The organism is Acidimicrobiia bacterium, from assembly GCA_041394025.1.
Taxonomy (GTDB): Bacteria; Actinomycetota; Acidimicrobiia; order IMCC26256; family JAOSJL01; genus JAOSJL01.
Window position 1 is genome coordinate 488,894 of record JAWKJA010000004.1, and the last position, 24,044, is coordinate 512,937.

The window sequence follows — 24,044 nt, forward strand, 5'->3', positions numbered from 1 at the left end:
AACAACGCGTGCCGATCCACAGGTCTTGACTATTCCTCTCCGCAACGGCACCACTCGGACGTTCGACCTCGACCCTGCCCGCCGCTACCGCGCCTGGACCGACAGCAGCCCAGGTAGCGAGACCAGTACCAATCACTACAGCGACGACAGCGACTCACCCACCTGGACCGAGGACACGACAAGCGGGAACGAATGGACCCGCAACATCAGCGGCCTCTCCGGAATGCTCGGCGCCATCGCCGACGAAACCGACGAGACCGAACTCCAACTCGCCAACCTCCACGGCGACATCATCGCCACCGCCAGCACCGACTCCCAAGCGACCGTCCCCACAGCCACCTTCGACGCTACTGAATTCGGCCAACCCCGCCCCGAACCCTCACCCCGCTACGGATGGCACGGAGCCAACCAACGAGCCGTCGATGACCACAGCGGGATGACCCTCATGGGCGCCCGCCTCTACAACCCCAACACCGGCCGCTTCCTCCAAACAGACCCCATCCGAGGCGGATCAGCCAACGCCTACGACTACGCCAACGCCGATCCGATCAACCAAGAAGATCCGTCTGGATTGGCAGCGACGCGAGCACAGAAGCGCGCCTTCTGGCGTGCTGTCATTGTCAAGCGATTCTGGGCCGCCGCGATTGAGCGCCAGGTGGTGATGAACTACTGGGCTTGGGGGCTCGGAACAGTTCCGCTACGTCGAGGAACGAAGCTGTGGGGTTACAATCACCTCAGACATCGCGGTCGTTGGACGATGAGCTACGACATCGCGATACGCACGACGCTCTCGACAGGAAAGCGAATCGGGCCGGATGGCGGCTCGTACGTCTACTACACGCCTGCGGTAGAGGTCTGTGGATGCCACTACAGCAAGACGGCCCGCGCCATTCTGTCAGGGGTCTATTTCACTGTTGTAGTAGAAACAGCTGTAGGAATGAAGGGCATAATAACGGCGTACTACCGACGGCTTCCGAGCTGGCTCTAGGAAGATTTTCGCCTCTATCGAGAACCGATTTCCTCTGTATCATCCGAAAACATGTATGGCGGGCAGCCATGACGGTGTGGCGCGACATGAAGTGAAAATGGCTTCGGGACTTCTATGCACGGTCAACCAAGTATCTTGGGCCGAGTTCTGATCGGAGCGCTTCCAATAGTACGCGGCCTTCCCGTTCGAAGTCGTTCTCCGCTGACTCTGTTGGGAAGCTATACCCCGTAGCAGCGAGTCGATCGAAAACAGCCGCCCAGTCGGCGAGCCGACTCCTCAGCTCGGCAGAGATCGGAAACGTATCCAACGGAGTGTTGACATAGTCTGCCAAGTACTCGTCGAACACCCAGAGCGGCGAGGCGTAGTAGTCCGCGCTAAGCCGGACGCGGGTTCGGCGCTCGTTTTCAGCCACTTCTCGCAGCTTACTTGCGTCAGGTCCGCGACGCGTCGAGATCCAGAGACGGCACTTGCCGTGGAAGCGCAACCCAAGTGGACGCCGACGTAGCGCGCGAGGTCGAATCACCACGACCGCCCAGCTTGGTGGCGATGCCGGGGCTGGGCCACAATGGAGGATCCCGCTTCGCCCCTCCTGGGCGCAGCTTCCGCTCGTGTAGGACCTTTCCGCCATGCCTGATGTCGTACTCCCCGCCGAGAACCGCCCCCAGCGCGGCAGCCGTCCCGCGGGCCGGCTCCGCCGCGAGGGCAAGCTCCCCGCCGTCGTCTACGGCCTGGAGGACGACACCGTTTCCGTGTCTGTCCCGGCTCACGAGCTCCACCTGATCCTCTCGGGGGAGAGCGGCGCCAACACGCTGATCACGCTCCAGGTCGACGGCGACGACCAGCTGACCCTCGCGCGCCAGATCCAGCGCGACCCGGTCCGCGGCGACCTCGTGCACGTCGACTTCGTGCGCATCCGCCGCGACGTCGCCGTCGAGGCCGAAATCCCCCTCCACGTCGTCGGGGAGGCCCCCGGCACCAAGGAGGGTGGCATCGTCGAGCAGCTGCTCTTCAACCTCACCATCTCGGCCAAGCCGGCCGACATCCCCAACGAGATCGAGATCGACGTGTCGGCCCTCGAGCTCAACGACCAGCTCCGCTTCGCCGACATCACCCTTCCGTCCGGCGTCACCGCCGAGTACGAGGACGACGAGCTCATCGTGCAGGTCATCGTTCCCCGCGTCGTCGAGGAGGAGGAGCCCGAGCCCGAGGAGGGCGAGGAGCTCGAAGGCGAAGAGGGCGAAGACGTCGAAGGCGAAGAGGCCGAGGGCGCCGAGGCGTCCGCCGACGACTCGTCCGACGACGACGGAGACTAGAGCGTGGCCCGCCACCTTTGGGGTGGCGAGCGCATCGGAACGCCCGCCGACTACCTGGTCGTGGGGCTGGGCAACCCCGGCGAGGAATACGCCGAGACACGCCACAACGTCGGCGCCGAGGTCGTCGAACTGCTCGCGCAGCGGCATGGGGCACGTCTTCGTACCCGGAAACAACAGGCCCGTGCCGACGAAGTGCGCCTCGACGGGTCGCTCGTGGCGCTCGCCGTCCCGAACACCTACATGAACGAGTCGGGCATCGCGGTGCGCAAGCTCGTGCGCCGCTACGGCACCGATCCCGAGCACATCGTGATCGTCCAGGACGAGCTCGACCTACCCGTGGCGACCTTGCGGGTGAAGGCCGGCGGCGGGCTCGCCGGGCACAACGGCCTGCGCTCTATCGTGCAGCACCTCGGCACCGACGTGTTCCTCCGGGTGCGCATCGGCGTGGGCAAGCCGCCCGACGCGCGGCGGGGCGCCGACCACGTGCTGCGCCGCTTCTCGAAGCAGGAGCGTGAGGACGTCGACGTCACCGTCGAGCGCGCCGCCGATGCCGTGGAATGCATCGTGGCCGACGGCGTCGACGCGGCCATGACGCGCTTCAACGTCGACGTCACGTGACACCGCTCGGTTCGCTCGCCGAGGTTCTGGCCGACAGTCCGGCCGTCGACGCGCTGATCGGCGGCAGGACGGAGGTCGTCGCCGTTCCGGAGGCGGCCCGGCCGCTGGCTGTGGCGGCGCTGCGCATCCGTGCCGAGCGTCCCGTGCTCGTCGTCACGCCGACCGTTGTCGACGCGGAGCGGCTCGCCGACGACCTCTCGCAGCTGCTCGGCGCGGACACTGTCGAGCTCTATCCCGCCTGGGAGACGCTCCCGTTCGAGCGCGTCTCTCCGTCGGTGGAGACCATGGGCCGGCGCCTGCGCGTGATGTGGCGGCTCCGCACCGGCGGTCGGTCGACGCCCGGCGTCGTGGTGGCGCCCGTTCGTGCTCTCGTGCAGCGCCTCGGTCCGCACGTGGAGGACATCGAGCCGGTGATCGTGCGAACCGGTGCCGAGCTCGACCGCGACGAGCTGCTCGACACTCTCGTGTCGGCCGGTTACCGCCGTGAGTACCAGGTGGAGGCCCGCGGCGAGGTCGCCGTGCGCGGCTCGATCGTCGACGTCTACCCGTCCACGTCGGACTTCCCGATCCGCCTCGACCTCTGGGGCGACGAGGTCGACCGGCTCCAGGCGTTCTCGGTGGCCGACCAGCGCGCCACCCACGACGTCGAGGGCATGGCCGTCTTCGGAGCCCGCGAGCTCCTCCCCACCGAGGAGGTGCGCGAGCGGGCCCGGAGCCTCGTCGACACGGAGCCGTGGGGGGAGCAGCAGTGGGAGCGCATCGCCCGCGGTGAGATCTTCGACGGCATGGAGTCGTGGCTGCCCTGGCTCACCGCCGACGAGCATCTGCTGACCGACCTGTTCCCGGCATCGGGTGTCGTCCTGCTGGCCGAGCCCACCCGCATGCGCGACCGCACCCTCGAGCTGCTCGACGACGAGGCGGCCCTCGCCGATTCCCTCTCGGCGACGTGGGGAGCCGAGGGCGGCCACGGCTTCCCGCGACTCTCGCTGCCATTCGACCGCCTCCTCGCCCACACCGACGCCCGCGTCGTGGCGCTCCCCACGGCACCCGATTCCCCCGAAACGCCGCACCTCCCCGCCACCTCCTTCGATCCCGTCGACGGATCCTCCGAGACGCTGGCGCAACGGGTGCAGAGCCTGTGCTCCGACGGCAACCGTGTGGTCCTCGCCGCCGACGGCGCGGCGTCGGCCGAGCGGCTCTCCTCCGTGCTGGGCGACGACGGCGTCGACGCTCCGGTCGTGTCCGACGCCGGCGACGTCGGACCCGGGCGTGCGGGTGTGGTGGCGGCACCCTTGGAGCGCGGCGCCGTGATCCCCGAGGTGGGTCTCGCCGTCATCGCAGAGTCGGATCTCGGCGCCCGGCGTCGGCCGCGCCGTCGCTCGCGCCGAGGTGCGGCGCGCAGCACCGACGGCTACGAGGGGCTAGAGCCCGGCGACTTCGTCGTCCACGTCTCCCACGGGGTCGGGCGCTACGCGGGCATGACCACCCGCGACATAGGCGGCATCGAACGCGACTACATGCTCCTCGAGTACCGCGGCGCCGACCGGCTCTACGTGCCCACCGACCAGGTCGGCATCGTGCGCCCCTACACCGGCGGCGACAACCCCTCGCTCCAGCGGCTGGGTGGTAGCGACTGGGAGAAGACGCGCGCCCGTGCCCGGGCCGCCGTCCGAGACATCGCCGAGGAGCTGGTCGCGCTCTACCGCCGTCGGGCCGCCGCCGAGGGCCACGCTTTCAGTCCCGACACGCCGTGGCAGCACGAGATGGAGGAGTCCTTCGACTTCCAGGTGACCCCCGATCAACACCGGGCCATCGAAGAGGTCAAGGCCGACATGGAGAGCACGACGCCGATGGACCGGCTCGTGTGCGGCGACGTCGGCTACGGCAAGACCGAGATCGCCGTGCGAGCCGCTTTCAAGGCCGTGCAGGACGGCAAGCAGGTGGCGGTGCTCGCCCCCACGACGCTGCTCTCCACCCAGCACGGCCAGACGTTCCGCGAGCGCTACGCCAACTATCCGGTAAGGGTGGAGGTGCTCTCGCGGTTCCTCACCGACCGGGAGGCCCGCGAGGTCCTCGTCGGGGTGGAGTCGGGCGACGTCGACGTCGTGATCGGAACGCACCGTCTGCTCTCGAACGACGTGCACTTCAAGGACCTGGGTCTGCTCGTCGTCGACGAGGAGCAGCGCTTCGGGGTCCAGCACAAGGAGCGCATCAAGGCGCTGCGCGCCGACGTCGACGCCCTCACGCTCACCGCCACACCCATCCCGCGCACACTCGAGCTGTCGCTCACGGGGATCCGCGACCTCTCGCTCATCACCACGCCGCCGGAGGACCGTCAGCCGATCCTCACCTACGTGGGGGAGCAGGACGACGCCGCAGTGTCGGAGGCCATCCGGCGCGAGCTGCTGCGCGAGGGGCAGGTCTTCTACGTGCACAACCGGGTGCAGTCGATCGACCACGCCGCCGAGGTCGTGCGGCACCTCGTGCCCGAGGCGCGGGTGGCCGTGGCGCACGGTCAGATGCCCGAGGCGTCGCTCGAGCAGATCGTCATGGACTTCTGGGACCGGCGTTTCGACGTGCTCGTGTGCACGACGATCGTGGAGAGCGGCCTCGACATCCCCGGTGTCAACACGATGGTCGTCGACCGGGCCGACCAGCTCGGACTGGCCCAGCTCTACCAGCTCCGAGGCCGCATCGGCCGTCGAGGCCGCCGTGCCTACGCGTACCTCCTGCACCCCGCGGGCCAGCGGCTGTCCGAGGAGGCCTACGAACGCCTGAAGACCATCGGGGAGTTCACCGACCTCGGGTCGGGCTACAAGATCGCCCGGCGCGACCTCGAGATCCGCGGCGCCGGCAACATGCTCGGCGCCGAGCAGTCGGGCCACGTCGCCGCCGTCGGGTTCGACCTCTACTGCGAGATGGTCACCGAGGCCGTCGCCGAGCTCACCGGGAGAGTCGAGGAGCCACCTCCGCAGGTGTCGCTCGACCTCCCCGTCGACGCCTACCTGCCCGACGACTACATCGAACGCGACGACCTGCGGGTCGAGGCGTACCGACGGCTCGGACGCGTCAGCACCACCGACGAGCTCGCCGACGTCACCGCCGAATGGACCGACCGCTACGGGACGCCGCCCGAGCCGGTGGCGGCGCTCCTCGATGTGGCGGCGCTGCGGGTCGCCTGCGCGGATCTCGGGGTCACCGAGGTGGCGATCAACCGGGGCACCGTGCGGGTGCGGGGCCTGGAGCTCACCGAGACCCTGAAGGCCAGGATCACCGCACGCCTGCGCGACGGGGTCGTGAAGGGTCCCGACGAGTTCGCCGCCCGGCTTCCCGAGGCGGAGTCCGTCCCGTCCGCGGTTCTCGATCTGCTGGGGCGACTGGTTCCCGACCGGGAGGCGCCGGTACGCTCCCCCGCATGAGAACCCCCCGTGTCCTCGTCGTCTGTCTTGTCGCGCTCGCGCTCGTGGCCGCCGCGTGCGGCTCCGGCGGTGGGAGCGGCGCAAGCGTCGGCGCTGTGGCGGCGACGGTCAACGGCGTCGACATCCCCCGCAGCGACGTGGAGGACCAGCTCGAGGCGATCCGCGGCAACGAGGACCTCATGGCCATCTTCGGTCTCAGCGAGGAGGCCACCGAGTCGGTCGACGCCCAGTTCGCCGCGCTGTGGCTCACGCAGCTCATCCAGTCTGAGGTCCTCGTGCAGGCCGCCGAGGACCAGGGAGTCGAGGTCGACGAGAGCCTCACCGAGGTGGCGCAGCGCCTCGCCGCCCGGCAGTTCTCGGCGCCCGACCCCGCCACCGGTCAGGTCGACCTCGCCGCGTTCGACGAGTACCCCGAGGTGTTCCGCGATGCCACCACCGACCAGATCGTGGGGCTCGTGGCTCTCGTGGTGCCCGAGATCGGCGACGAGGTCGAGCTCGCCTGCGCGCGGCACATCCTCATCAGCACACAGCCGGACCCGCTCTCCGGTGAGGCCCCCGACCCCGACGCGGCGCTCGCCGAGGCCGAGCAGGTCCGCGCAGAGGTGGCCGAGGGCGCCGACTTCGCGGCCAAGGCCGAGGAGGTCTCCGACGACCCGGGTTCCGCCGCGCAGGGCGGCGACCTGGGATGCCTCCCACGCGGCGCCACGGTGGAGGCGTTCGACCAGGCGCTCTTCGAGCTTCCCGTGGGTGAAGTCTCCGAGGTCGTGTCGACCGAGTTCGGTTACCACATCATCGAGGTGACGAGCCGCGAGGCGAAGCCGTTCGCCGACTACGACCTCGACGACCGGGAGACGATCGTCAACGGGGCGTTGAACTCGCTCGACGCCGCCGAGTTCCAGAAGATGCTCGAGGACGCCGACGTCACGGTCGACCCGAGCTACGGCACGTGGGTCGTCGACGAGAACGGCGCCCGGGTGGAGCCGCCCGAGGCGGCCGACCCGCCGGAGCTGCCCGAGGACGGAACCGAGACTCCCGCACCTCCCGAGGGCCAGCCGGTCCCCGAGGGCCAGCCGGTCCCCGAGGGTGAGCCCGCGCCCGAGGGTGAGGTCGTCGTGCCCGACGAGGCTCCGTCAACGACGGGGTGAGCCCCCGGGTCACGGTCGTCGGGCTCGGTCCTGCCGGCATCGACCTCGTCACGCCCGCCGCGCGGAGCGTCCTCACCGAAGCACCCGATCCGCTGACCCGCACGGCCGCGCATCCCGCCGTCGGGGAGCTGCGCGACGAGGGCGTCGCGCTGCGTGCACTCGACCACCACTACGAGTCGGCGGCCTCCCTGACCGAGACCTACGCCGCCATCGTCGACGAGGTCCTCGCAACGGCCGAGCGCGACGGCCGGGTGGTCTACTCGGTGCCGGGAAACCCCGTCGTCGCCGAACGCACCGTGGAGTTGCTGCGGGAGCGACGCGGCGGCGACCTCACTGTCGTCCCGGGTCTCTCGTTCGCCGATCTCGTCTGGGCCCGCCTGGGCGTCGACCCGTCGGCGGGAGCCCGCCTCGTCGACGGCCACCGCTTCGGCGTCGACGCTGCAGGCGCCGCAGGACCGGTCCTCGTGTCGCAGTGCGACCGGGCCTCTGTCCTCTCGGACGTGAAGCTGACGCTGCTGGAGGCCGTCGACCCCGACACACCCGTCACGGTCCTGCAGCGTCTCGGCTCTCCCGACGAGTCGGTCCGGGAGATCCCCCTCGTCGAGCTGGACCGTGTCGTCGACGCCGACCCGCGCACCTCGGTGTTCGTCGACACCGGTGACCGGGCGATCGCGGCGGAGATGGCCCGCTTCGTCGACCTTATGGCGACCCTGCGCGGCCCCGGAGGGTGCCCGTGGGACGCCGAGCAGACCCACCACTCCCTCGCTGCATATGTCCTGGAAGAGGCTCACGAGGTCGTCGAGGCCGTGCAGGTCCTTCCTCCCGAGGCACCGTCCGGTGAGGTCGATCCCGCTGCGTATGCCGCCCTCGCGGAGGAGCTCGGTGACCTCCTGGCCCAGATCGTGTTCCACACGGTCCTCGCCACCGAGGCCGGCGCCTTCGGGATCACCGACGTCATCGGCGGGATCCACGAGAAGCTGGTCCGCCGCCACCCGCACGTGTTCGCCGACGTTGCCGTGGAGGGCCCCGACGACGTGCTGCGCAACTGGGAGCAGATCAAGCGCGACGAGCGCGGATCCGAGTCGATGCTCGCCGGTGTCGACGAGTCGCTGCCCGCGTTGCTCTACACGCACAAGATCCTGCGCAGAGCACAGTCGGTGGGCCTCGACGCCGAGGCCGAGGTATCGCTACGAAGCTGGGCGACGCAGTTCCGCGAACGCTTCGCCGCGGTCGAGGCGCGGGCGGCCGAGCGCGGGGACGACCTCGCTACCCTGAGCCCGGAGGCGGTTGCGGCGCTCTGGATCGAGACGGAGCACCCGAGCGGGGGAGAGGCACATGGCGTTTCACGGTGACGTCGCCCTGATCACGGGCGCGGGACGCGGCATGGGCGCGCTGAGCGCACGTCGCCTCGCTCGCGGCGGTGTCCGCGTGGCGGCGGTCGACCGCGACGGCGACGGCATCGAGCGCCTCGCCGACGAGCTCGCGACCGTCCACGCCTTCGAATGCGACGTCACCGACACGGCGGCCGTGGAGGATCTCGTCGCTCGGGTGACGACCGACCTCGCCGGGCCGGACCGGGTGGTGAACGCCGCGGGCATCCTGCGTACGGGAAGTGTCGAGGAGATGCCGACCGACACGATCCTCGAGGTGATGGCGGTCAACTACGGGGGGACCGTCAACGTCGTGAAGGCCGCGCTCCCGGGCATGCTCGAGCGCGGGCGTGGTGACATCGTCAACCTGGCGTCCCTGGCCGGGTGGATCCCGGCGCACGGCATCGCCGCCTACACCGCCAGCAAGCACGCCGTCGTCGCGTTCACCGAGGTGCTGGCGCACGAGCACCGGGGGACGGGCCTGCGCGTGTGCTGCGTGTGCCCCCCGACCGTCGACACGAAAATGCTCGACGACATCGGCCCCGAGAACGCGTCGCTTACCGTGCAGAAGCCCATCGCGCCCGAGGTCGTCATCGACGCCATCGAGGCGTCGATCGAGGCCGGCGACCTCTTCTGCTTTCCCGGCCGCGGGACCCGCAGCCTCCAACGGGCCCGGCGCCTCACGCCCGGGATCCTGTGGCGGGGCTCCCACCGGGCCCAGGAGGGCTGACCGCCGCCCGACGGCCGGTGGCACCCCCGAGCCCGGCCCGTGGGCTAGCTTTCACATCAACAACACGAACCACACGAGCACCGGGGGACACACACGGTGAGTGCCATTTCCACCGTCGGGGCACGGGAGATCCTGGATTCCCGGGGGAACCCGACCGTCGAGGTCGACGTGATCCTCGACTCGGGCGCCACCGGCCGGGCGGCGGTCCCCAGCGGGGCCAGCACGGGGGCCCACGAGGCCGCCGAGCTACGCGACGGCGGCGACCGCTACGCCGGAAAGGGCGTCCGCACCGCCGTGGCCAACGTCGAGGGCGAGATCGCCGCGGCGCTCCGCGGGCTCGACGCCGCCGACCAGCGGGGCATCGACACCGTGCTCATCGACCTCGACGGCAGTGACCACAAGTCGCGACTCGGCGCCAACGCCGTGCTCGGGGTGTCGCTCGCCGTGGCGAAGGCGGCCGCCGCCGACAGCGACATGCCGCTCTACCGCTACGTCGGTGGTGCCGACGCCCACGTGCTGCCGGTCCCGTGCATGAACGTCCTCAACGGGGGCGCCCACGCCGACAGCAACGTCGACCTCCAGGAGTTCATGCTCGTTCCCGTGGGCGCCGTCAGCTTCTCCGAGGCCCTGCAATGGGGTACCGAGACGTACCACAGACTCGCGGCACTGCTCGGCGAGCGCGGGTTGTCGACGGCGCTCGGCGACGAGGGTGGTTTCGCCCCGGACCTCCCGTCCAACGAGGAGGCCCTGGACCTGCTGTCGGCTGCCATCGAGGCCGCCGGCTACGTACCGGGCGAGGAGATCGCCCTCGCCCTCGACGTCGCCGCCAGCGAGATCCACAACGACGGCGTTTACCACCTCGCCGGTGAGGGACGCGACCTCGACGCCGACGGCTTCGTCGACTACCTCGCAGGGCTGTGCGACCGCCATCCGATCATCTCCATCGAGGACGGCCTCGACGAGGACGACTGGGACGGCTGGCGCACACTCACCGAGAGACTCGGGGGTCGTGTGCAGCTCGTGGGCGACGACCTGTTCGTCACGAACGTGGAACGCCTGGAGCGCGGGATCAACGACGGTGTGGCGAACTCGATCCTCATCAAGGTCAACCAGATCGGCACCCTCAGCGAGACGCTCGACACGCTGGATGTCGCCACGCGACACGGCTACACGGCGATGATGTCGCACCGCAGCGGGGAGACCGAGGACACGACGATCGCCGACCTCGCCGTGGCGGCCAACTGCGGCCAGATCAAGTCGGGCGCGCCCGCCCGCAGCGAGCGGGTCGCCAAGTACAACCAGCTCCTACGGATCGAGACCGAGCTCGGCGAGGCGGCCGCCTACAAGGGCGCCAGGGCGTTCCGGGGCACGCACCCGTGACGTCGCGCAACCGGGCCGCACGCCTCGGGATCTTCGTGCTCGTGCTGGTGGCGCTTCTGTTCGCCTTCGGTTACCCCGCCCGGTCGCTCCTCGCCCAGCGCGCCACGGAGAACGAGGCCCGGGAGCACCTCGAGATTCTCCGCGACCAGAACGCCAAGCTGGAGGCGGAGGCCGAGCGGCTCCGCAGCGACGAGGAGATCGAGCGCCAGGCACGGGAGCGCTTCCACCTGGTGCGACCCGGCGAGGAGGCCTACGCCATCATCCCGCAGGGTTCGACGAGCACGACGGCCCCGCCGGAGCAGCTTGTTCCGTCGGCGCCGGCGATCGACGGCGACGTCCCGATGGGCGCCGCATCGCCCTCCGGATAGGCCGAGCGCCGGTCCTACACTCCCGGTCGTGGTGTCCAACGCCGATGTCGAAGCCGTGGCCGCGCGCCTGGGCCGGGAGCCCACCGTTGCCTTCGAGGTCGTGACCCGCGACGACTCCGGGGCCCCCGCGGTGATCCGCAATGCGCCGTTCGACGACGACGGCGCCCCGATGCCGACGCTCTACTGGCTCGTCGACCCGGAGGCGGTGCGCCGCGTCGGGCGCCTCGAGTCGGAAGGCGGCGTGAAGCAGGCCGAGGCCGAGGTCGATCCCGACGAGCTCCTGCGGGCGCACGCGGCCTACGCCGCCGAACGCGACCGTGCAATCCCTAGGGATCGTGCCGATGCACGCCCGAGCGGCGGCGTGGGAGGGACGGCCCGGGGCGTCAAGTGTCTGCACGCCCACTACGCGTACTTCCTCGCAGGAGGCGACGACCCCGTCGGGCGGTGGGTGGAGGAGCGACTGTCGGAGAGAGCACCGTGAGTGGAGGCCCCTTCGCAGGGGTGGACGTCGGCACGAACTCGGTGCGCCTGATGATCGGCGAGGTCCGTGACGGTCGCGTCGACCAGATCGAGCGCCTGATGCGGATCACGCGCCTCGGTGCGGGCGTCGACGCGTCTCGGCGCCTGGAGCCTGCGGCGCTCGACAGAACCCTCGCCGTACTGGCGGAGTTCCGCGAGGTGCTCGACCATCACGGCTCGCCGCCGGTGCGGGCGACGGCCACCAGCGCGGCGCGCGACGCCGCGAACCGGGAGGACCTCTTCGGTCCCGCGGCCGACCTGGGTTTCCGGCTCGAGCTGTTGAGTGGCGAGGACGAGGCGGCGCTGTCGTTCCTCGGTGCCACGTCGGGCCTCGATCCTGCAACACATCCCGGCCCGTACCTCGTCGTCGACATCGGTGGCGGATCCACCGAGTTCGTGTACGGCAGCGACACACCGGAAGCGTCGGTCTCGCTGGCCATGGGCTGCGTGCGCACGACGGAGCAGTACCTGGAGTCCGACCCTCCGACCCCTGAGGAGCTGTCGGTGGCGGTCACCGCCGTGCGCGACGACCTCGCCGAGGTCTCCCGGGCGCTGCCGCACATCGGAGAGGCCCGCACCTTCATCGGTCTCGCCGGAACGATCACCACCGTCGCCGCGGTGGAACTCGGACAACGCGAGTACGACCGCACTGCCATCCACCATCTCGTGCTCTCACGCGAGCAGGTGGAAGACGTCTTCCGCACACTCGCCACGGAAGCGGCCGACGAGCGGCGCGAGAACCCGGGCCTCGAGGAGGGTCGGGTCGACGTGATCGTGGGCGGGACCCTGGTGTTGGCGACGATCCTGCGCACCTTCGCCCTCGACTCGGTTCTCGTCTCCGAGGCCGACATCCTCGACGGCCTCGTGTTCAGCCAGTCCTCCTGACGGTCCCGCGGGACCGTTTCGCCACGTTCTGCGCTCGGTGGCTCACTCGTGGCGGCCTGAAAACCGGCTGATGGCTGACACAGGCGGCCGGTAGGATACGAACATACGTTCGTTAGAGGGACAGTGCGGCTCGGGGAAGGTGGACAGGCATGGCCATTGCCGAGGTGGCAACGACGGCTCCGGGCCACGATCCGAGCGTCGAGACGTTGGAGAGAGCGGCGCGGATGCCCCTGGAGCGCTTGGAGGACGAGGTGTCGCGCACGGCGGCTGATCTGGCGGCGGCGACGTGCCGGTGGCTGGTGCTGGTCGGCGAGTTGGACCGCCGCCAGGGTTGGGCCGGCTGGGGTGTGGCGTCGTGTGCGCACTGGCTGTCGTGGCGTTGCGGCATCGACATTCGCACCGCCCGAGAACATGTCCGTGTGGGTCGGGCGCTGCCGGAGCTGCCGGTCACCCGTGGGGCGTTCGCCCGTGGGGAGTTGTCGTATTCCAAGGCGCGTGAGCTCACCCGTGTGGCCACAGCCGACACCGAGGCACCGCTGGTCGAGGCGGCGTTGCAGATGACCGCGTCGCAGCTGGCTCACCTGTTGGGCGCCCACCGTCGGGTGAGCCGAGAAGACGCCGGCGAGATCCACGCGGGTCGTGAGTTCCTCGTGGGCGCCGACGCAGAGGGCCACACCGAGTTGCGGATCCGTCTCGCCCCTGAAGAGGCCCAGCAGCTGATCGCCCGCCTCGACGACATCGTCGACGAGGAAGGTCTTCTCGACGACGGTCCCGCGGGACCGTCACGGTGCGTGCACACGACACCACGCTCCCAGGGTCGCGTCGACGCCCTGGTGCTGCTCGCCGGCGGCACCGAGCCGTCGGTGAGCAGCGAGATCGTCGTCCACGTCGACGCCCACACCCTCACCGGCGACGACCCCGACGGCGACACGGTGGATCTCCACCGGCGTTGCCACCTCGACGACGACACACCCGTCCCGGTCGACACCGCCCGACGCCTGGCCTGCGACAGCACCGTCGTCGAGGTCGCCACCGACCACCACCGAACACCCCTGTCGGTCGGACGACGAAGCCGCAAGATCCCCAACCGGATACGACGCGCGCTGCAGATACGCGACGGCCGATGCCGCTTCCCGGGCTGCGACAACCGCCGCTACGTCGACGCCCACCACATCGTCCACTGGGCCAACGGCGGCGACACCAGCCTCGACAACCTCGTTGTCCTCTGCAGACGGCATCACCGAAGCGTCCACGAGGACGGCTTCACCCTCCGACTCGTCGACGGCCACCACATCGAGGTCACCCGACCCGACGGCATCCCGATCCACAACACCGGCCCCGCCGAACCCTCCGACCCCCACCGGCCCATCCACCACAACCGACAGAACAGCATCACACCCGGACCCCGAACCGCCACCGCCCGCGACGGCACCAGAATGGACCTCGACCTCACCGCCGCCGGCTACTTCCCCATCCTCGACCAGGCAACGGCGTCTAGGTTGGAGTGATGCACCCTCAGCGGCTTCTTCTCGGTCCGGGTCCCTCCAACCCGTACCCCGAGGTCATGGAGGCGATGGCGCGTCCGGTGGTCGGCCACCTCGACCCGGCGTTCCTCGCCGTTCTCGACGAGACCGCCGCCCGCCTCCGCAGCGTGATGAAGACCGGCAACGGCCTCACCCTGCCGGTGAGTGGCACCGGGTCGGCGGGGATGGAGGCGTGTCTCGTCAACCTGCTCGAGCCCGGCGACACGGCGATCGTCGGCGTCAACGGCGTCTTCGGTGAGCGCATGTGCGAGGTGGCGCGCCGCTGCGGTGCCGAGGTCGTGCGTGTCGAAGCCGAGTGGGGACGGGCGCTCGACCCGCAGGCCCTGATCGACGCGCAGGAGGCCACGCCGGGGGCGCGCATCGTCGCGACGGTCCACGCCGAGACGTCGACCGGCGTCCGCAACGACATCGAGCCGTTGGCGAGCTTCCAGGAGACCGGCACGCTGCTCGTGGTCGACGCCGTCACGTCCCTCGGCGGAATCCCACTGGAGGTCGACGCCTGGGGGATCGACGCCTGCTACTCGGGGACCCAGAAGTGCCTCGGTGTCCCGCCGGGCCTGGCGCCGGTGACGTTCTCCGAGCGGGCCCGGCAACGGGTCGCCGAGCGCGACACGCCGCCACAGTCGTGGTATCTCGACCTCGGGCTCATCGGCTCCTACGTGGGTGCCGAGCGCCGCTATCACCACACGGCGCCGATCTCCATGGTCTACGCGCTCCACGCGGGGCTCGGTGTCCTGCTCGACGAGGGACTGGAGGCCTCCTTCGAGCGGCACCGTTCCGTGGGCTCCGAGCTCCAGGCAGCCCTCGAGGACAGGGGCTTCCGGCTCATCGCGCAGGGCGGACACCGACTTCCGCAGCTCACCTTCGTGGAGCTTCCCGACGGCGCCGACGAGGCGAAGTTGCGCACGGCGTTGCGCGAGGAGTTCGACGTCGAGGTCGGAGCTGGGCTCGGCGCCTTCGCGGGCAGGGCCTGGCGCATCGGCCTCATGGGCCATTCCGCGCGTCGCTCGTCGGTCGTGGCGCTCCTCGGGGCCCTCGACGAGCTGCTCGGCTAACGGAGAATGGTCGACCGGTAGTAGCGCAGCTCCTCGATCGACTCGAGGATGTCGGCCATGGCGCGGTGGCCCTCCGCCTTGTCGGGACGCTTCGCATAGGCCTCCGGATACCAGCGCCGGGCCAGTTCCTTGAGCGACGACACGTCGATGCTGCGGTAGTGGAGGTGGCCGTCGAGCTCGGGGAGGTAGCGGTCGAGGAACCGCCTGTCGGTGCCGATCGAGTTGCCGCACAGCGGGGCCGTGCGCTTCGCCGGTACGTGCGAGGTGACATAGGCGAGTGCCTGCTTTCCCGCTTCCTCCAGAGACAGGTCCGACGCGGCGACGGCGGTCAGGAGGTCGGAGCGCTCGTGCATCGAGCGGACGAAGTCGCCCATCGCCTTCAGTGCGTCGGGCGGCTGGTGGACCACCAGGTCGATGCCGTCGTCGAGCACCTCGAGTTCGTTGTCTGTGATGACGCAGGCGATCTCGACGATCACATCCCGCTCCACATCGAGCCCCGTCATCTCCAGATCGAGCCAGACCAGGCGGTCGGCTTCGGCGTCGGCTGCGTCGCTCACCGGCGCCCACCCTAGGCGGTCGATGGTCGGTATCCTGCCTGCCGTGCCGGATCTCCGCGGTGCCCGGGTGGCGTTACGGCCGCTGAGGCCCGACGACTTCGACGCGTGGCAGGAGGTCCGGCAGCGAAGCCGCGACTGGCTGGAGCCGTGGGAGCCGCTTCCCGAGATCGGGTCGCCCGACCCCGTCGCCGACCGTGAGGCGTTCCGTGCGCGGTGCGGATCGTGGGACCGCCAGCGTCACCTCGACGCCGCCTACGGGTTCGGCGTGTTCCTCGACGGTGCCTTCATCGGCGAGGTCAGCCTCGGAACCGTTCACCGGGGCCCGTTCCAGACCGCTTTCATCGGCTACTGGGTCGACGAGCAGCACGCGGGGCAAGGACTCACGCCCGAGGCGGTGGCCGTCGTCCTCGAGTACGCGTTCGGCCACCTGAACCTCCACCGCGTCGAGGCGGCCGTCGTGCCGCGCAACGCGCCGAGCATTCGCGTCGTGGAGAAGCTCGGGATGCGCTACGAAGGAATTGCCCGACGATTCCTCCAGATCCGGGGTGTCTGGGAGGACCACGCCCGCTACGCACTCACCGCCGAGGAATGGGTCGACGCCCGCGCGCACATCACGGGCCGCTACCTGCCGGAGCTCACTCCGGGTCGGTGAACTGGTCCTCGGCGTCGACGCTCAGGGACGAGACGAAGTGCTCGAACGGTGCCCGATCGTCGGAGCGGGCGTCGGTGCCGACGGCGTAGAAGCGCTCGTCGGTCTGGAACAGGACGATGCGGCTGGTCTGGTCCTCACCCTTGACGGCGACCTCGGTCGCCGGGATGAATGCGAGGTCACGTTGGGCGATGTCGATCACTTCGCCGTTGAGCTCATCGGCGATCGCTGCCGGCATCTGGTTCAGGATCTGCGAGCTGAGCGGCGTGCTGATGGCGAACCAGGCGACCGTGAACGTGTAGTCGCGCCCGGCTGTCGACTCCACTGCTCCGGCAAGGCCGCCGAGCCCCAGGTCGAAGGGGTCGTCGTCGCTCTCGCTGGGCTCCGTGGGGAAGGTGGCGGTGAACGCGCCCTCCTCCGAGGTGTACTCGACGCCCCTCTCCCCGGCGACGTACTCGTCGACGATGGCGGTGCCGTCGTCGGCCACCAGGTAGTAGTAGATGACGAACGCTCCGGCGAACAGGGCGAGGACACCGATGGTGATGAGCGCCACCGCCAGCGGGCTACGGCGCCGGCGTCGTGCGGCGTACCGCATGTGAGCCTCGGCCCGGTGCCGCTCGGCCTCGGTGTCGACACCCGACGCCGCCTCCGGATCGACGACGTGCTGGCACATCCAGCAGACGGCGGCGTCGTCCTCCATCCAGGTGTTGCAGGCCGGGCATCGCATCGTGGATCAGCCTACCGGGCCATCTACGGCAACCCGGACAAAGCGTCGGGTCAGCCGCGGCGGACCACTGCGGGGGAGTGCCGGAAGAAGTCCTCGAGGTCGCGTTGGTAGCGGTACGTGGGCCGCGAGGACCCCACCGTGTCACGCAGCCTCACCAACTCCGCGAAGGCCTCCACGGCGCCCGCCGATGTATAGCCGTAGCGGAATCCCGCCTCCTGGAAGCGTCGGTTGTCGACGCCGCGGCCGTAGCGCAGGAGGTCGAGGATCTCGGGTGGTAGATCCAGAACTCGCATCCGTTTGAGGCCGCTGAGCGCCACGCCGGGGAGCACGGGTGGAAGAGGAACGCGCCGCTTGCCGACCATGGCGCACACCTCGCTCCAGGTGAGCGTGCCGTCGCCGGCCACGTTGAACACACCCGGTACGTCGTCGGTCGTGGCGAACACGAGTGCGCTGATCACGTCGTTTTCGTGGACGAACTGGAGCCGGGGGTCGAAACCGAGAATCTCGGGCACGACGGGGAGACGCAGCGCGCGTGTGAGGGGGGTCTCGAGGTCCTCGCCGAGCACGTTGGCGAAGCGAAACAAGGTCGTGGTGATGTGGGGGTTGTCCTCGGCGAAGTCGCGGACGTAGCCATCGACGTCGACGAGCGTACGTTCCACGGGAGTACGCGGAGCGCGCTTGCGGGGTGTCTCCTCCCGGAAGAAGTACGGGTCCCGGTAGGTGGCGCCGTAGACCATCGTGGAGCTCTTCACGACCATCCGACGGACGGGGCTCCCCGCGGCGCCGGCGGCCGCCAGGAGGTTCATCGTGGCGATGACGTTGGTGTCGTGCAGCTTGCGCCCACTCGCCTTGGTCGAGTCGACGATGAGGTGTGTGTGGACGACCGTGTCGACCTGGGTGGCCTCGACGATCCTGTGCAGGATCGAGAAGTCGGCGTCGGACTTCACGAACTCGGTGCGCTCGAGGGGGAGCGGCGGTTCGGTGTCGTCGACACCGACGATCATCTCGACGTCGTCGCGGTTCTCGAGTTCGGCTGCGAGCTGGGCGCCCCAGAAGTCGCCGAGGCCGGTGACCAGGATCCGCATGACTCAGCCGAACCAGACGCTGCGACGTGTGCGCAGCATGTCGTAGAGAGCTTCCTGGATCTCGGTGCGGATGGCGTCGGCCTCCTCCATGACGCGTCCCCGCGAGTAGCGCTCCTGGTCGGGTGGCACGTCGAACGTGACGGGAGGCAGGACGCGCAGCTTGAACTTGGCGGGGAGGTACGCCGCCACACCGAGCGGACCGAGAGCGAGCATGGTCGGCGTGATCGGGAAGTAGGGGATACCGAAGAGCTTGGCGAGCGACCTGCTCTTGTAGATGATCGGCATCGCCTCCTCGGCGCCGACACACGCGATCGGTACGACCGGCACCCCGGCGCGCATGGCGATCTCCACGAAACCTCCACGCCCGAACCGACGGAGCTTGTAGCGCTCGCTGTAGAGCTTCCCCGGGCCCTTGTCGCCCTCAGGGAACACGAGCGCCAGCTGTTGCTCGTCGTGAAGGAGCTTGTAGGCGTTCTCCGGGCTCGCCACGACACCACCGGTGCGCGACCAGAGCGTGCCCACGACCGGGATGGTGCGGAAGAGGTACTCGGCGAGGCCGTAGACCGGGCGACCGAGTTCCTCCTCGATGCCGTGCATCATCACCGGTGCGTCGGGTGGTAGAGCGCCGGCATGGTTGGCGACCAGCAATGCGCCGCCGTCGGTCGGGATGTTCTCGAGGCCCTCCCACTCGGCACGGAACCACCGTTCGTAGATCGGCTTGTAGATGGTGCGGGTCAGCGCGCGCATGCTCTCGGAGCGGCCCCAGCCGTCGACGTCGGACAGCCGAGTCGCGTGTACGGGTCGTTGCGGCACGCTCTCGTCGCGCACGGGAACGAGCGACCGACTGCTTCCCGAGGGTGTGTCGCCGTCGTCGTCGCCCGCGCCGGCCGCCGACCGACGCGCGCGCTCGTCGAGGGAATCGCGCAGGGTGCTCGTGGGGCGACGGGCGCCGGTGTCGGTCACGTCTCAAGGCAACCGCGATTTCCCCGGTGACGCAACCCGGGCGATTTGACTCGGGCATCATAGGGAGGCAGCCGGGAGCGTCGTGCACGAAGAGTCCGAGAGTCGTCGAGAGCAGATCACGGGTGGATCGCGGCTTCGCCATGCCGTACGCGCCCTGCGGCATCGCGATTTCGCCCTCTTTTGGACCGGGGCCCTCATCTCCAATGCCGGCACGTGGATGCAGAACGTCACCGTTCCCTTCGTGCTGCTCCGGGTCACAGGGTCCCCGACCTGGGTCGGGTTCGGGACCTTCGCCCAGTTCATTCCTGCTGTGGTCCTCGGACCCGTCGGCGGCCGCCTCGCCGACCGTTTCCGGCGCAAGCGGGTCGTCATCGTCACGCAGTTCGGCGGCATGTTCGTCGCACTCGCGCTGTGGTGGGTCTGGCGTGGCGGCAGCGCGGGCCCCGGTGTCACGGTGGCGCTGGTCTCACTGCTCGGCGTCACCATCGGGCTCGGTCTCCCGTCGTGGCAGTCGTTCGTCCCCGAGCTCGTCCCGCGCCACGACCTGCTCAACGCCGTCACGCTGAACTCGGCGCAGTTCAACATGGCACGTGCGATCGGCCCCACAGTCGGGGGCGCGGTGCTGGCCGCGTTCGGCCCCGCTCAGGCGTTTCTCGGCAACGCGCTGAGCTTCGGGGCCGTGCTCCTGGCCCTGGCGCTGATGCACGCCGGTCGCACACGCACCTCACCGCCGTCGACCGACGAGGGGACGGGCACGTTCCGGGAGGGCGTCGAGTACCTGCGCCGCCACACCGGGCTCGTGCTCGCCGTCGGCATGATCGCCGTCGTGGTCTTCCTCGGCAATCCCGTGATCCCCCTGTCGGCCGTTTTCGCGCAGGACGTCTTCGGGGTGGGTGCTCTCGCCTACGGCTTCATGACCGCCGCGCTGGGCGTGGGCGCGGTCGGCATGGCGTTCTGGATCGGCGCCTACGGCGACGCCTTCCCGAGGTCGCGCCTCGCCGTGTCGGGGATCTGTGTCTACGGCACCGGCGTGCTCCTCATGGGCGTGTCGCCCATCTACGCCGTGACGCTCCCGGCGATGACGCTGCTCGGGGCGGGCTACATCACGATCGCCTCGTCGTTGAACACCTCGATCCAGCTCCAGGTGGCCGACCGGTTCCGCGGTCGGGTACTCGCCATCTACTTCATGACCATCACCGGCGCCTTTCCCGTGGGTGCGCTCGTGCAGGGTGCGATCGCCGACGCCGTCGGTGTGCGCTGGACCGTGGCACCGTCGGGAGCACTGATCGTCACCTTCTCGCTGTGGCTGATGACCCGTACCGGTCTCACGAGCTCGCTCGACGAGCACCGGCACCGTCCTGGCTATCCGCCGCCGACCGAGGCGGCACCGTCAACACCGGGGATCCTGCGCTGAGCTCACCGGGCGTCTCGCCCACCAGCTGCCACCGGTCGGTCACGAACCGCCCGAGCGTCGTCGCCGCACGCACCACGAGGAGCAGGATGATCGCCGCCCACAGCCAGCCGAGGGTGCCACCGATCTCGAGAGCGGCGATCGCCGCCGGTACGAAGGCGGCGAAGCTCACGAGCATCGCGGCGGCCACGTAGCGCACGTCGCCCGCCCCGATCAGGACGCCGTCGAGCACGAAGACGACGGCGTTGAGTGGTTGCATGGCGGCGACGAACCACAGTGTGTGCTCCGCGAGGGCGCGAACCGCCGGGTCGTCCGTGAACACGGCGGCGAGAAGCGGTCGGCCGACGACGACCAGCACGCCGACCGACACACCGGTGAGAAGGCCCCACCCGAGCATCCGGTTCGCCGCGTCTCGGGCCTCGCGGGGACGCCCCGCTCCGAGCGCCCGTCCCGTCATGGCCTCCGCGGCGATGGCGATGGCGTCGAGGGCGAAGGCGAGGAAGACCCAGATCTGCCAGGCGATCTGGTGGGCGGCGAGCGACGTGGTGCCGAGCCGCCCGGCGATCGCCGTCGCCACCGCGAACGCCCCGACGAGTGCCGACGTCCGGACCGTCAGAAATCCTCCGAACACCGCCACGTGGCGCAACCCGGCACCGTCCGGTCGAAGCGACGCCCCCTCGGCGCGGGCGGTCCGCCGAAGGAGTACGAGGAAGGTGGTGGCGGCGGAGTACTGCGCGACGACCGTGGCGAACGCGGAGGCGCCCACACCCATGCCCAACCCGTAGATCAGAAGCAGTTCCAGCGCCAGGTTGGCGCCGTTCGAGACGAGAACGACGACGAGGGGTGTGACGGTGTCCTGGAGGCCGCGTCGGAGCCCGACGCCGGCGAGAATCGTCAGGAAGGCGGGCGCGCCGAGCAGGCTGATCCTCAGGTAGAGGAGAGCGAAGGCACGCACGTCCTCGTCGGGGGTGAAGACGCGCACGGCGTAGGGGGCGATGAGGAGGCCGACGGCCGCCACCGCCAGTCCGAGGCCGAGTGCCGTCCAGTGCGCCTGGACAGCGTGCTCGACGGCGCCGCGAGGGTCATCGGCCCCGAGACGGCGTGCCACGATGGCACCGGTGCCCGACGCGAGGAAGTTGAAGATCCAGAAGCTCGAGGTGAGCACGGTGCCCGCCACCGCAACGCCGGCCAGCTGCGCGCTGCCCAGGTGCCCGACGACGGCTGTGTCGGCGAGCACGTAGAGGGGCTCGGCCACGAGGGCCCCGAAGGCGGGAAGTGCCAGCCGGAGGCTCTCCCGGTCGTAGGCGCTGCGGCGCCACGGGGCGGTCGGCATTCCGCCCATCATGGCGTAGTCGTCACACCCGGATGACACGATGCGGTCATGCAGAGGGCGCGGGTCGGAGCGGTGGAGTTCGCCGAGATGGCGCGTTCTGTCGCCGGCGCCGCACGGCGAGCGGGGCTGGCGGCCCCGGTGTTTCGCAGCCCGCCACGTCGGGCAGGGTGCCTGCGCACGTTCCGGCGCCGGGGACGGGTGGTGTCGGTCCGTTTCCGCGACCGGCTCGTGTCCGACGTGCTGGCCGACATGGTCGAAGGCGTCCTCGTGGCCAACGACGTCCCCGACACAAAGAGGGAGGCACTGCGGCGGAGGCTTCTCCACGAGGGCAGCCCGCCCGTCGCGGACGAACGGCGGGCGGTCGCCTGATCCGCACCCTCGATCGGCGCCGCTAGCCTCGGCTCCGGCCCGGGTGGCGGAACCGGTAGACGCAGGCGGCTTAAACCCGCCGGTCCTCTTCGGGGGGCGTGGGGGTTCGACTCCCTCCCCGGGCACCGACGGTCACGAGGTCACACGGCGCCGACGGCTCAGGGCCGTCAGTCCCAACCCGGTGCCGGCGACCAGGACCGCCAGGGCGAGCACCGCCGACAGGTCGATGCCGGTGGCCGGGAGTGTCGGGACGGACCCACCCGGCGCGCCGGACCCGGTGCCGCTGCCTCCGGTGCCGCTGCCGCCCGACCCGCCGCCTGGCCCTGTCGGGTCCGGACCGGGCGGTGTCGGAGGGTCGGGGGGAGGCGGTGCCGACGACAGGCATACACCCGGTCCGTCGTTCACACCCACGGGCGTCAGCGCCGGATTCGGCGCCCCGTCCACGAGCTTCGGCTGATCGCCGGCGATGGGGCTCCCGTCGCTACCGGTCCAGCCGGTCTGCCAGTCCGACGCGCACGTGTACTGCTCACCCAGTACGTCGGGGGGAGCCCACATGTCGGCCCGAAACGCCGTGCACGTCACGAAACCGGGGCCGGTCACGTTGTCCATGAGGGCCTCGAAGCCCGGGCAGTCGGCGGGGAACGGGTTGTGTGGGTCGAGCATGCCGAAGACGACCGAGTCGACGTAGATGGTCAGATCGGCGCCGCCGGCACTCCCCAGAATGGCGTGGACCGGACGGTACGGAGCATCCGGAGGGTTGGGCCACAGGGGAATGCCCGTGGGAGCGCCGTTGATGTAGAAGGGCGGCCCGTCGTGTGGCGCCCACCAGGCCGCTCCGCCGGAGCCGGTTTCGGGCGGGATGTCGGCGTCGAAGGTCGTACCGTCGTACTCGAAGGGCGACGCTGTGCCCTGGTAGACGATCGGTGGGGCGTCGTAGACCACCTCGGTCGGGTCGACGTACCCGTTGGTGACCCACACGCTGCCGTCCGCGAGAGGCGCCCCGGAGGCGTCGGTGAAGCCGTCGAAACTTGCGGGGTTCGGTGTGAACGTGAAGTCGTTGCCGTGACCGTGTGCCTGGAGCACGGAGGAGCGGAACGCCACGCACGTCGAGGCCTGCACCCAGGCGGCAGTGACGTCGCTCGCCAGGGAGTCGAAACCGGTGCAGTCCCGTGCGTACGGTCCTCCTCCGGCGTTGGAGAAGGCCTCCGAGTCGACGTAGACGGTCATCATGCGCGTTCCCTGGGCGCCGAAGTCGAGCGTGGCGAGCGCGACGTCGATGTCGGAGTCGCCGCTGAAGCCGTGGATGTCCTGCGTGTTCGAATCGACGAAGACGGACTCGAGGTTGCCCTCGTCGAAGCCCCAGTACCACGAGCCCGGGTTCGTGTGGCCGGGCTCGGGATCGGCGTAGTCGGTTCCGAGCAGCGTCATCGGGGAGCGGGACCCGACGTACTCGTCGTACTCCGCGGCCGCGGGGCGTGCACCGGCGACGGTGAGGCCGGCCGCGAACAGGACGGCTGCGAGGAGAGCGGCAACGGTTGCTGAGCGTGGGCGGGCGGACAGAGGCATGGGCGCGGGACCTCGAAGGGCGGATCGGACGTGTCGCCTCTCCATCGGCG

Annotated in this window: 22 protein-coding genes and 1 tRNA gene; 17 read left to right on the forward strand and 6 right to left on the reverse strand. The window is 70.0% G+C overall.

The genetic code is table 11. The features are described 5' to 3' along the window. The first annotated feature begins 25 nt into the window (after window positions 1–25). The 13 genes from R3A49_13955 (at window position 26) to R3A49_14015 (ending at window position 15,334) form a co-directional block, all read left to right on the forward strand. Window positions 26–988 carry an RHS repeat-associated core domain-containing protein gene (locus R3A49_13955; GenBank protein ID MEZ5171827.1) on the forward strand — a complete coding sequence of 321 codons (963 nt, stop codon included), beginning with the start codon at window positions 26–28 and terminating at the stop codon, window positions 986–988. 626 nt (window positions 989–1,614) lie between these two features. Next, a complete protein-coding gene (locus tag R3A49_13960; GenBank protein MEZ5171828.1) occupies window positions 1,615–2,301 on the forward strand; it encodes a 50S ribosomal protein L25 in 687 nt (228 codons plus the stop codon). Window positions 2,302–2,304: 3 nt separating this feature from the next. Then, window positions 2,305–2,919, forward strand: a complete 615-nt coding sequence (gene pth, locus R3A49_13965) for an aminoacyl-tRNA hydrolase (GenBank protein MEZ5171829.1) — start codon at window positions 2,305–2,307, stop codon at window positions 2,917–2,919. Further along, window positions 2,916–6,338 carry a transcription-repair coupling factor gene (mfd, locus tag R3A49_13970; protein ID MEZ5171830.1) on the forward strand — a complete coding sequence of 1,141 codons (3,423 nt, stop codon included), beginning with the start codon at window positions 2,916–2,918 and terminating at the stop codon, window positions 6,336–6,338. Before pth ends, mfd begins: the two co-directional genes overlap by 4 nt. Next, the gene (locus R3A49_13975; GenBank protein ID MEZ5171831.1) at window positions 6,335–7,483 is read left to right on the forward strand and encodes a peptidylprolyl isomerase; all 1,149 of its coding nucleotides are present in this window, start codon (window positions 6,335–6,337) and stop codon (window positions 7,481–7,483) included. The genes mfd and R3A49_13975 overlap by 4 nt, the downstream gene beginning before the upstream one ends. After that, complete coding sequence (locus R3A49_13980) at window positions 7,480–8,835, forward strand: MazG family protein (GenBank protein ID MEZ5171832.1); 1,356 nt, start codon at window positions 7,480–7,482, stop codon at window positions 8,833–8,835. The genes R3A49_13975 and R3A49_13980 overlap by 4 nt, the downstream gene beginning before the upstream one ends. Beyond that, a complete protein-coding gene (locus R3A49_13985) occupies window positions 8,819–9,583 on the forward strand; it encodes an SDR family oxidoreductase (GenBank protein ID MEZ5171833.1) in 765 nt (254 codons plus the stop codon). Before R3A49_13980 ends, R3A49_13985 begins: the two co-directional genes overlap by 17 nt. Window positions 9,584–9,679: 96 nt before the next feature. Next, on the forward strand, window positions 9,680–10,963 hold the full coding sequence (gene eno / locus R3A49_13990) for a phosphopyruvate hydratase (GenBank protein MEZ5171834.1): 1,284 nt from the start codon (window positions 9,680–9,682) through the stop codon (window positions 10,961–10,963). Beyond that, window positions 10,960–11,331 (forward strand): septum formation initiator family protein, encoded by a 372-nt coding sequence (locus R3A49_13995; GenBank protein MEZ5171835.1) that lies wholly within the window; start codon window positions 10,960–10,962, stop codon window positions 11,329–11,331. Before eno ends, R3A49_13995 begins: the two co-directional genes overlap by 4 nt. A gap of 28 nt (window positions 11,332–11,359) precedes the next feature. Continuing rightward, window positions 11,360–11,812 carry a DUF501 domain-containing protein gene (locus tag R3A49_14000; GenBank protein ID MEZ5171836.1) on the forward strand — a complete coding sequence of 151 codons (453 nt, stop codon included), beginning with the start codon at window positions 11,360–11,362 and terminating at the stop codon, window positions 11,810–11,812. Next, on the forward strand, window positions 11,809–12,735 hold the full coding sequence (locus tag R3A49_14005; protein MEZ5171837.1) for a Ppx/GppA phosphatase family protein: 927 nt from the start codon (window positions 11,809–11,811) through the stop codon (window positions 12,733–12,735). Before R3A49_14000 ends, R3A49_14005 begins: the two co-directional genes overlap by 4 nt. A 149-nt stretch (window positions 12,736–12,884) precedes the next feature. After that, window positions 12,885–14,243 carry a DUF222 domain-containing protein gene (locus tag R3A49_14010; GenBank protein ID MEZ5171838.1) on the forward strand — a complete coding sequence of 453 codons (1,359 nt, stop codon included), beginning with the start codon at window positions 12,885–12,887 and terminating at the stop codon, window positions 14,241–14,243. Next, window positions 14,243–15,334 (forward strand): alanine--glyoxylate aminotransferase family protein, encoded by a 1,092-nt coding sequence (locus tag R3A49_14015; protein ID MEZ5171839.1) that lies wholly within the window; start codon window positions 14,243–14,245, stop codon window positions 15,332–15,334. The genes R3A49_14010 and R3A49_14015 overlap by 1 nt, the downstream gene beginning before the upstream one ends. On the opposite strand, the gene orn is transcribed toward R3A49_14015, so the two are convergent. Then, complete coding sequence (orn, locus tag R3A49_14020) at window positions 15,331–15,891, reverse strand: oligoribonuclease (protein ID MEZ5171840.1); 561 nt, start codon at window positions 15,889–15,891, stop codon at window positions 15,331–15,333. The genes R3A49_14015 and orn overlap by 4 nt on opposite strands. A gap of 43 nt (window positions 15,892–15,934) precedes the next feature. On the opposite strand from orn, the gene R3A49_14025 reads away from it, so the two are divergent. Then, a complete protein-coding gene (locus R3A49_14025) occupies window positions 15,935–16,543 on the forward strand; it encodes a GNAT family protein (protein MEZ5171841.1) in 609 nt (202 codons plus the stop codon). Here R3A49_14025 and R3A49_14030 read toward each other — a convergent pair. From R3A49_14030 to R3A49_14040, 3 genes are read right to left on the reverse strand one after another with little or no spacing between them, the layout of a single operon-like run. Continuing rightward, window positions 16,527–17,267 (reverse strand): hypothetical protein, encoded by a 741-nt coding sequence (locus R3A49_14030; GenBank protein ID MEZ5171842.1) that lies wholly within the window; start codon window positions 17,265–17,267, stop codon window positions 16,527–16,529. The genes R3A49_14025 and R3A49_14030 overlap by 17 nt on opposite strands. 50 nt (window positions 17,268–17,317) lie before the next feature. Then, complete coding sequence (locus tag R3A49_14035; GenBank protein ID MEZ5171843.1) at window positions 17,318–18,352, reverse strand: NAD-dependent epimerase/dehydratase family protein; 1,035 nt, start codon at window positions 18,350–18,352, stop codon at window positions 17,318–17,320. A gap of 3 nt (window positions 18,353–18,355) precedes the next feature. After that, window positions 18,356–19,315 carry a lysophospholipid acyltransferase family protein gene (locus R3A49_14040; protein ID MEZ5171844.1) on the reverse strand — a complete coding sequence of 320 codons (960 nt, stop codon included), beginning with the start codon at window positions 19,313–19,315 and terminating at the stop codon, window positions 18,356–18,358. An 82-nt stretch (window positions 19,316–19,397) separates the two neighbouring features. Here R3A49_14040 and R3A49_14045 point away from each other — a divergent pair, with 82 nt between their 5' ends. Further along, entirely contained in the window at window positions 19,398–20,729 is a 1,332-nt protein-coding gene (locus R3A49_14045; GenBank protein ID MEZ5171845.1) for an MFS transporter, read from the forward strand. On the opposite strand, the gene R3A49_14050 is transcribed toward R3A49_14045, so the two are convergent. Next, entirely contained in the window at window positions 20,641–22,059 is a 1,419-nt protein-coding gene (locus R3A49_14050; GenBank protein MEZ5171846.1) for an MATE family efflux transporter, read from the reverse strand. The two genes, R3A49_14045 and R3A49_14050, sit on opposite strands and share 89 nt — an antisense overlap. A 48-nt stretch (window positions 22,060–22,107) precedes the next feature. On the opposite strand from R3A49_14050, the gene R3A49_14055 reads away from it, so the two are divergent. Beyond that, window positions 22,108–22,428 carry a hypothetical protein gene (locus R3A49_14055; protein MEZ5171847.1) on the forward strand — a complete coding sequence of 107 codons (321 nt, stop codon included), beginning with the start codon at window positions 22,108–22,110 and terminating at the stop codon, window positions 22,426–22,428. Window positions 22,429–22,465: 37 nt separating this feature from the next. Continuing rightward, window positions 22,466–22,553, forward strand: a tRNA-Leu gene (locus R3A49_14060). 7 nt (window positions 22,554–22,560) lie between these two features. Here the strand turns inward: R3A49_14060 and R3A49_14065 are convergent. Beyond that, the gene (locus R3A49_14065; GenBank protein MEZ5171848.1) at window positions 22,561–23,994 is read right to left on the reverse strand and encodes a hypothetical protein; all 1,434 of its coding nucleotides are present in this window, start codon (window positions 23,992–23,994) and stop codon (window positions 22,561–22,563) included. Window positions 23,995–24,044 lie beyond the last annotated feature (50 nt).

Coding starts and splice junctions, on each gene's coding strand:
- R3A49_14010 (MEZ5171838.1), top strand. CDS start 12,885: ATGGCCATTGCCGAGGTGGCAACGACGGCTCCGGGCCACGATCCGAGC.
- R3A49_14030 (MEZ5171842.1), bottom strand. CDS start 17,267: ATGCGATGCCCGGCCTGCAACACCTGGATGGAGGACGACGCCGCCGTC.
- R3A49_14035 (MEZ5171843.1), bottom strand. CDS start 18,352: ATGCGGATCCTGGTCACCGGCCTCGGCGACTTCTGGGGCGCCCAGCTC.
- R3A49_13975 (MEZ5171831.1), top strand. CDS start 6,335: ATGAGAACCCCCCGTGTCCTCGTCGTCTGTCTTGTCGCGCTCGCGCTC.
- R3A49_13985 (MEZ5171833.1), top strand. CDS start 8,819: ATGGCGTTTCACGGTGACGTCGCCCTGATCACGGGCGCGGGACGCGGC.
- R3A49_13960 (MEZ5171828.1), top strand. CDS start 1,615: ATGCCTGATGTCGTACTCCCCGCCGAGAACCGCCCCCAGCGCGGCAGC.
- R3A49_14050 (MEZ5171846.1), bottom strand. CDS start 22,059: ATGCCGACCGCCCCGTGGCGCCGCAGCGCCTACGACCGGGAGAGCCTC.
- R3A49_14065 (MEZ5171848.1), bottom strand. CDS start 23,994: ATGCCTCTGTCCGCCCGCCCACGCTCAGCAACCGTTGCCGCTCTCCTC.
- R3A49_14015 (MEZ5171839.1), top strand. CDS start 14,243: ATGCACCCTCAGCGGCTTCTTCTCGGTCCGGGTCCCTCCAACCCGTAC.
- R3A49_14055 (MEZ5171847.1), top strand. CDS start 22,108: ATGCAGAGGGCGCGGGTCGGAGCGGTGGAGTTCGCCGAGATGGCGCGT.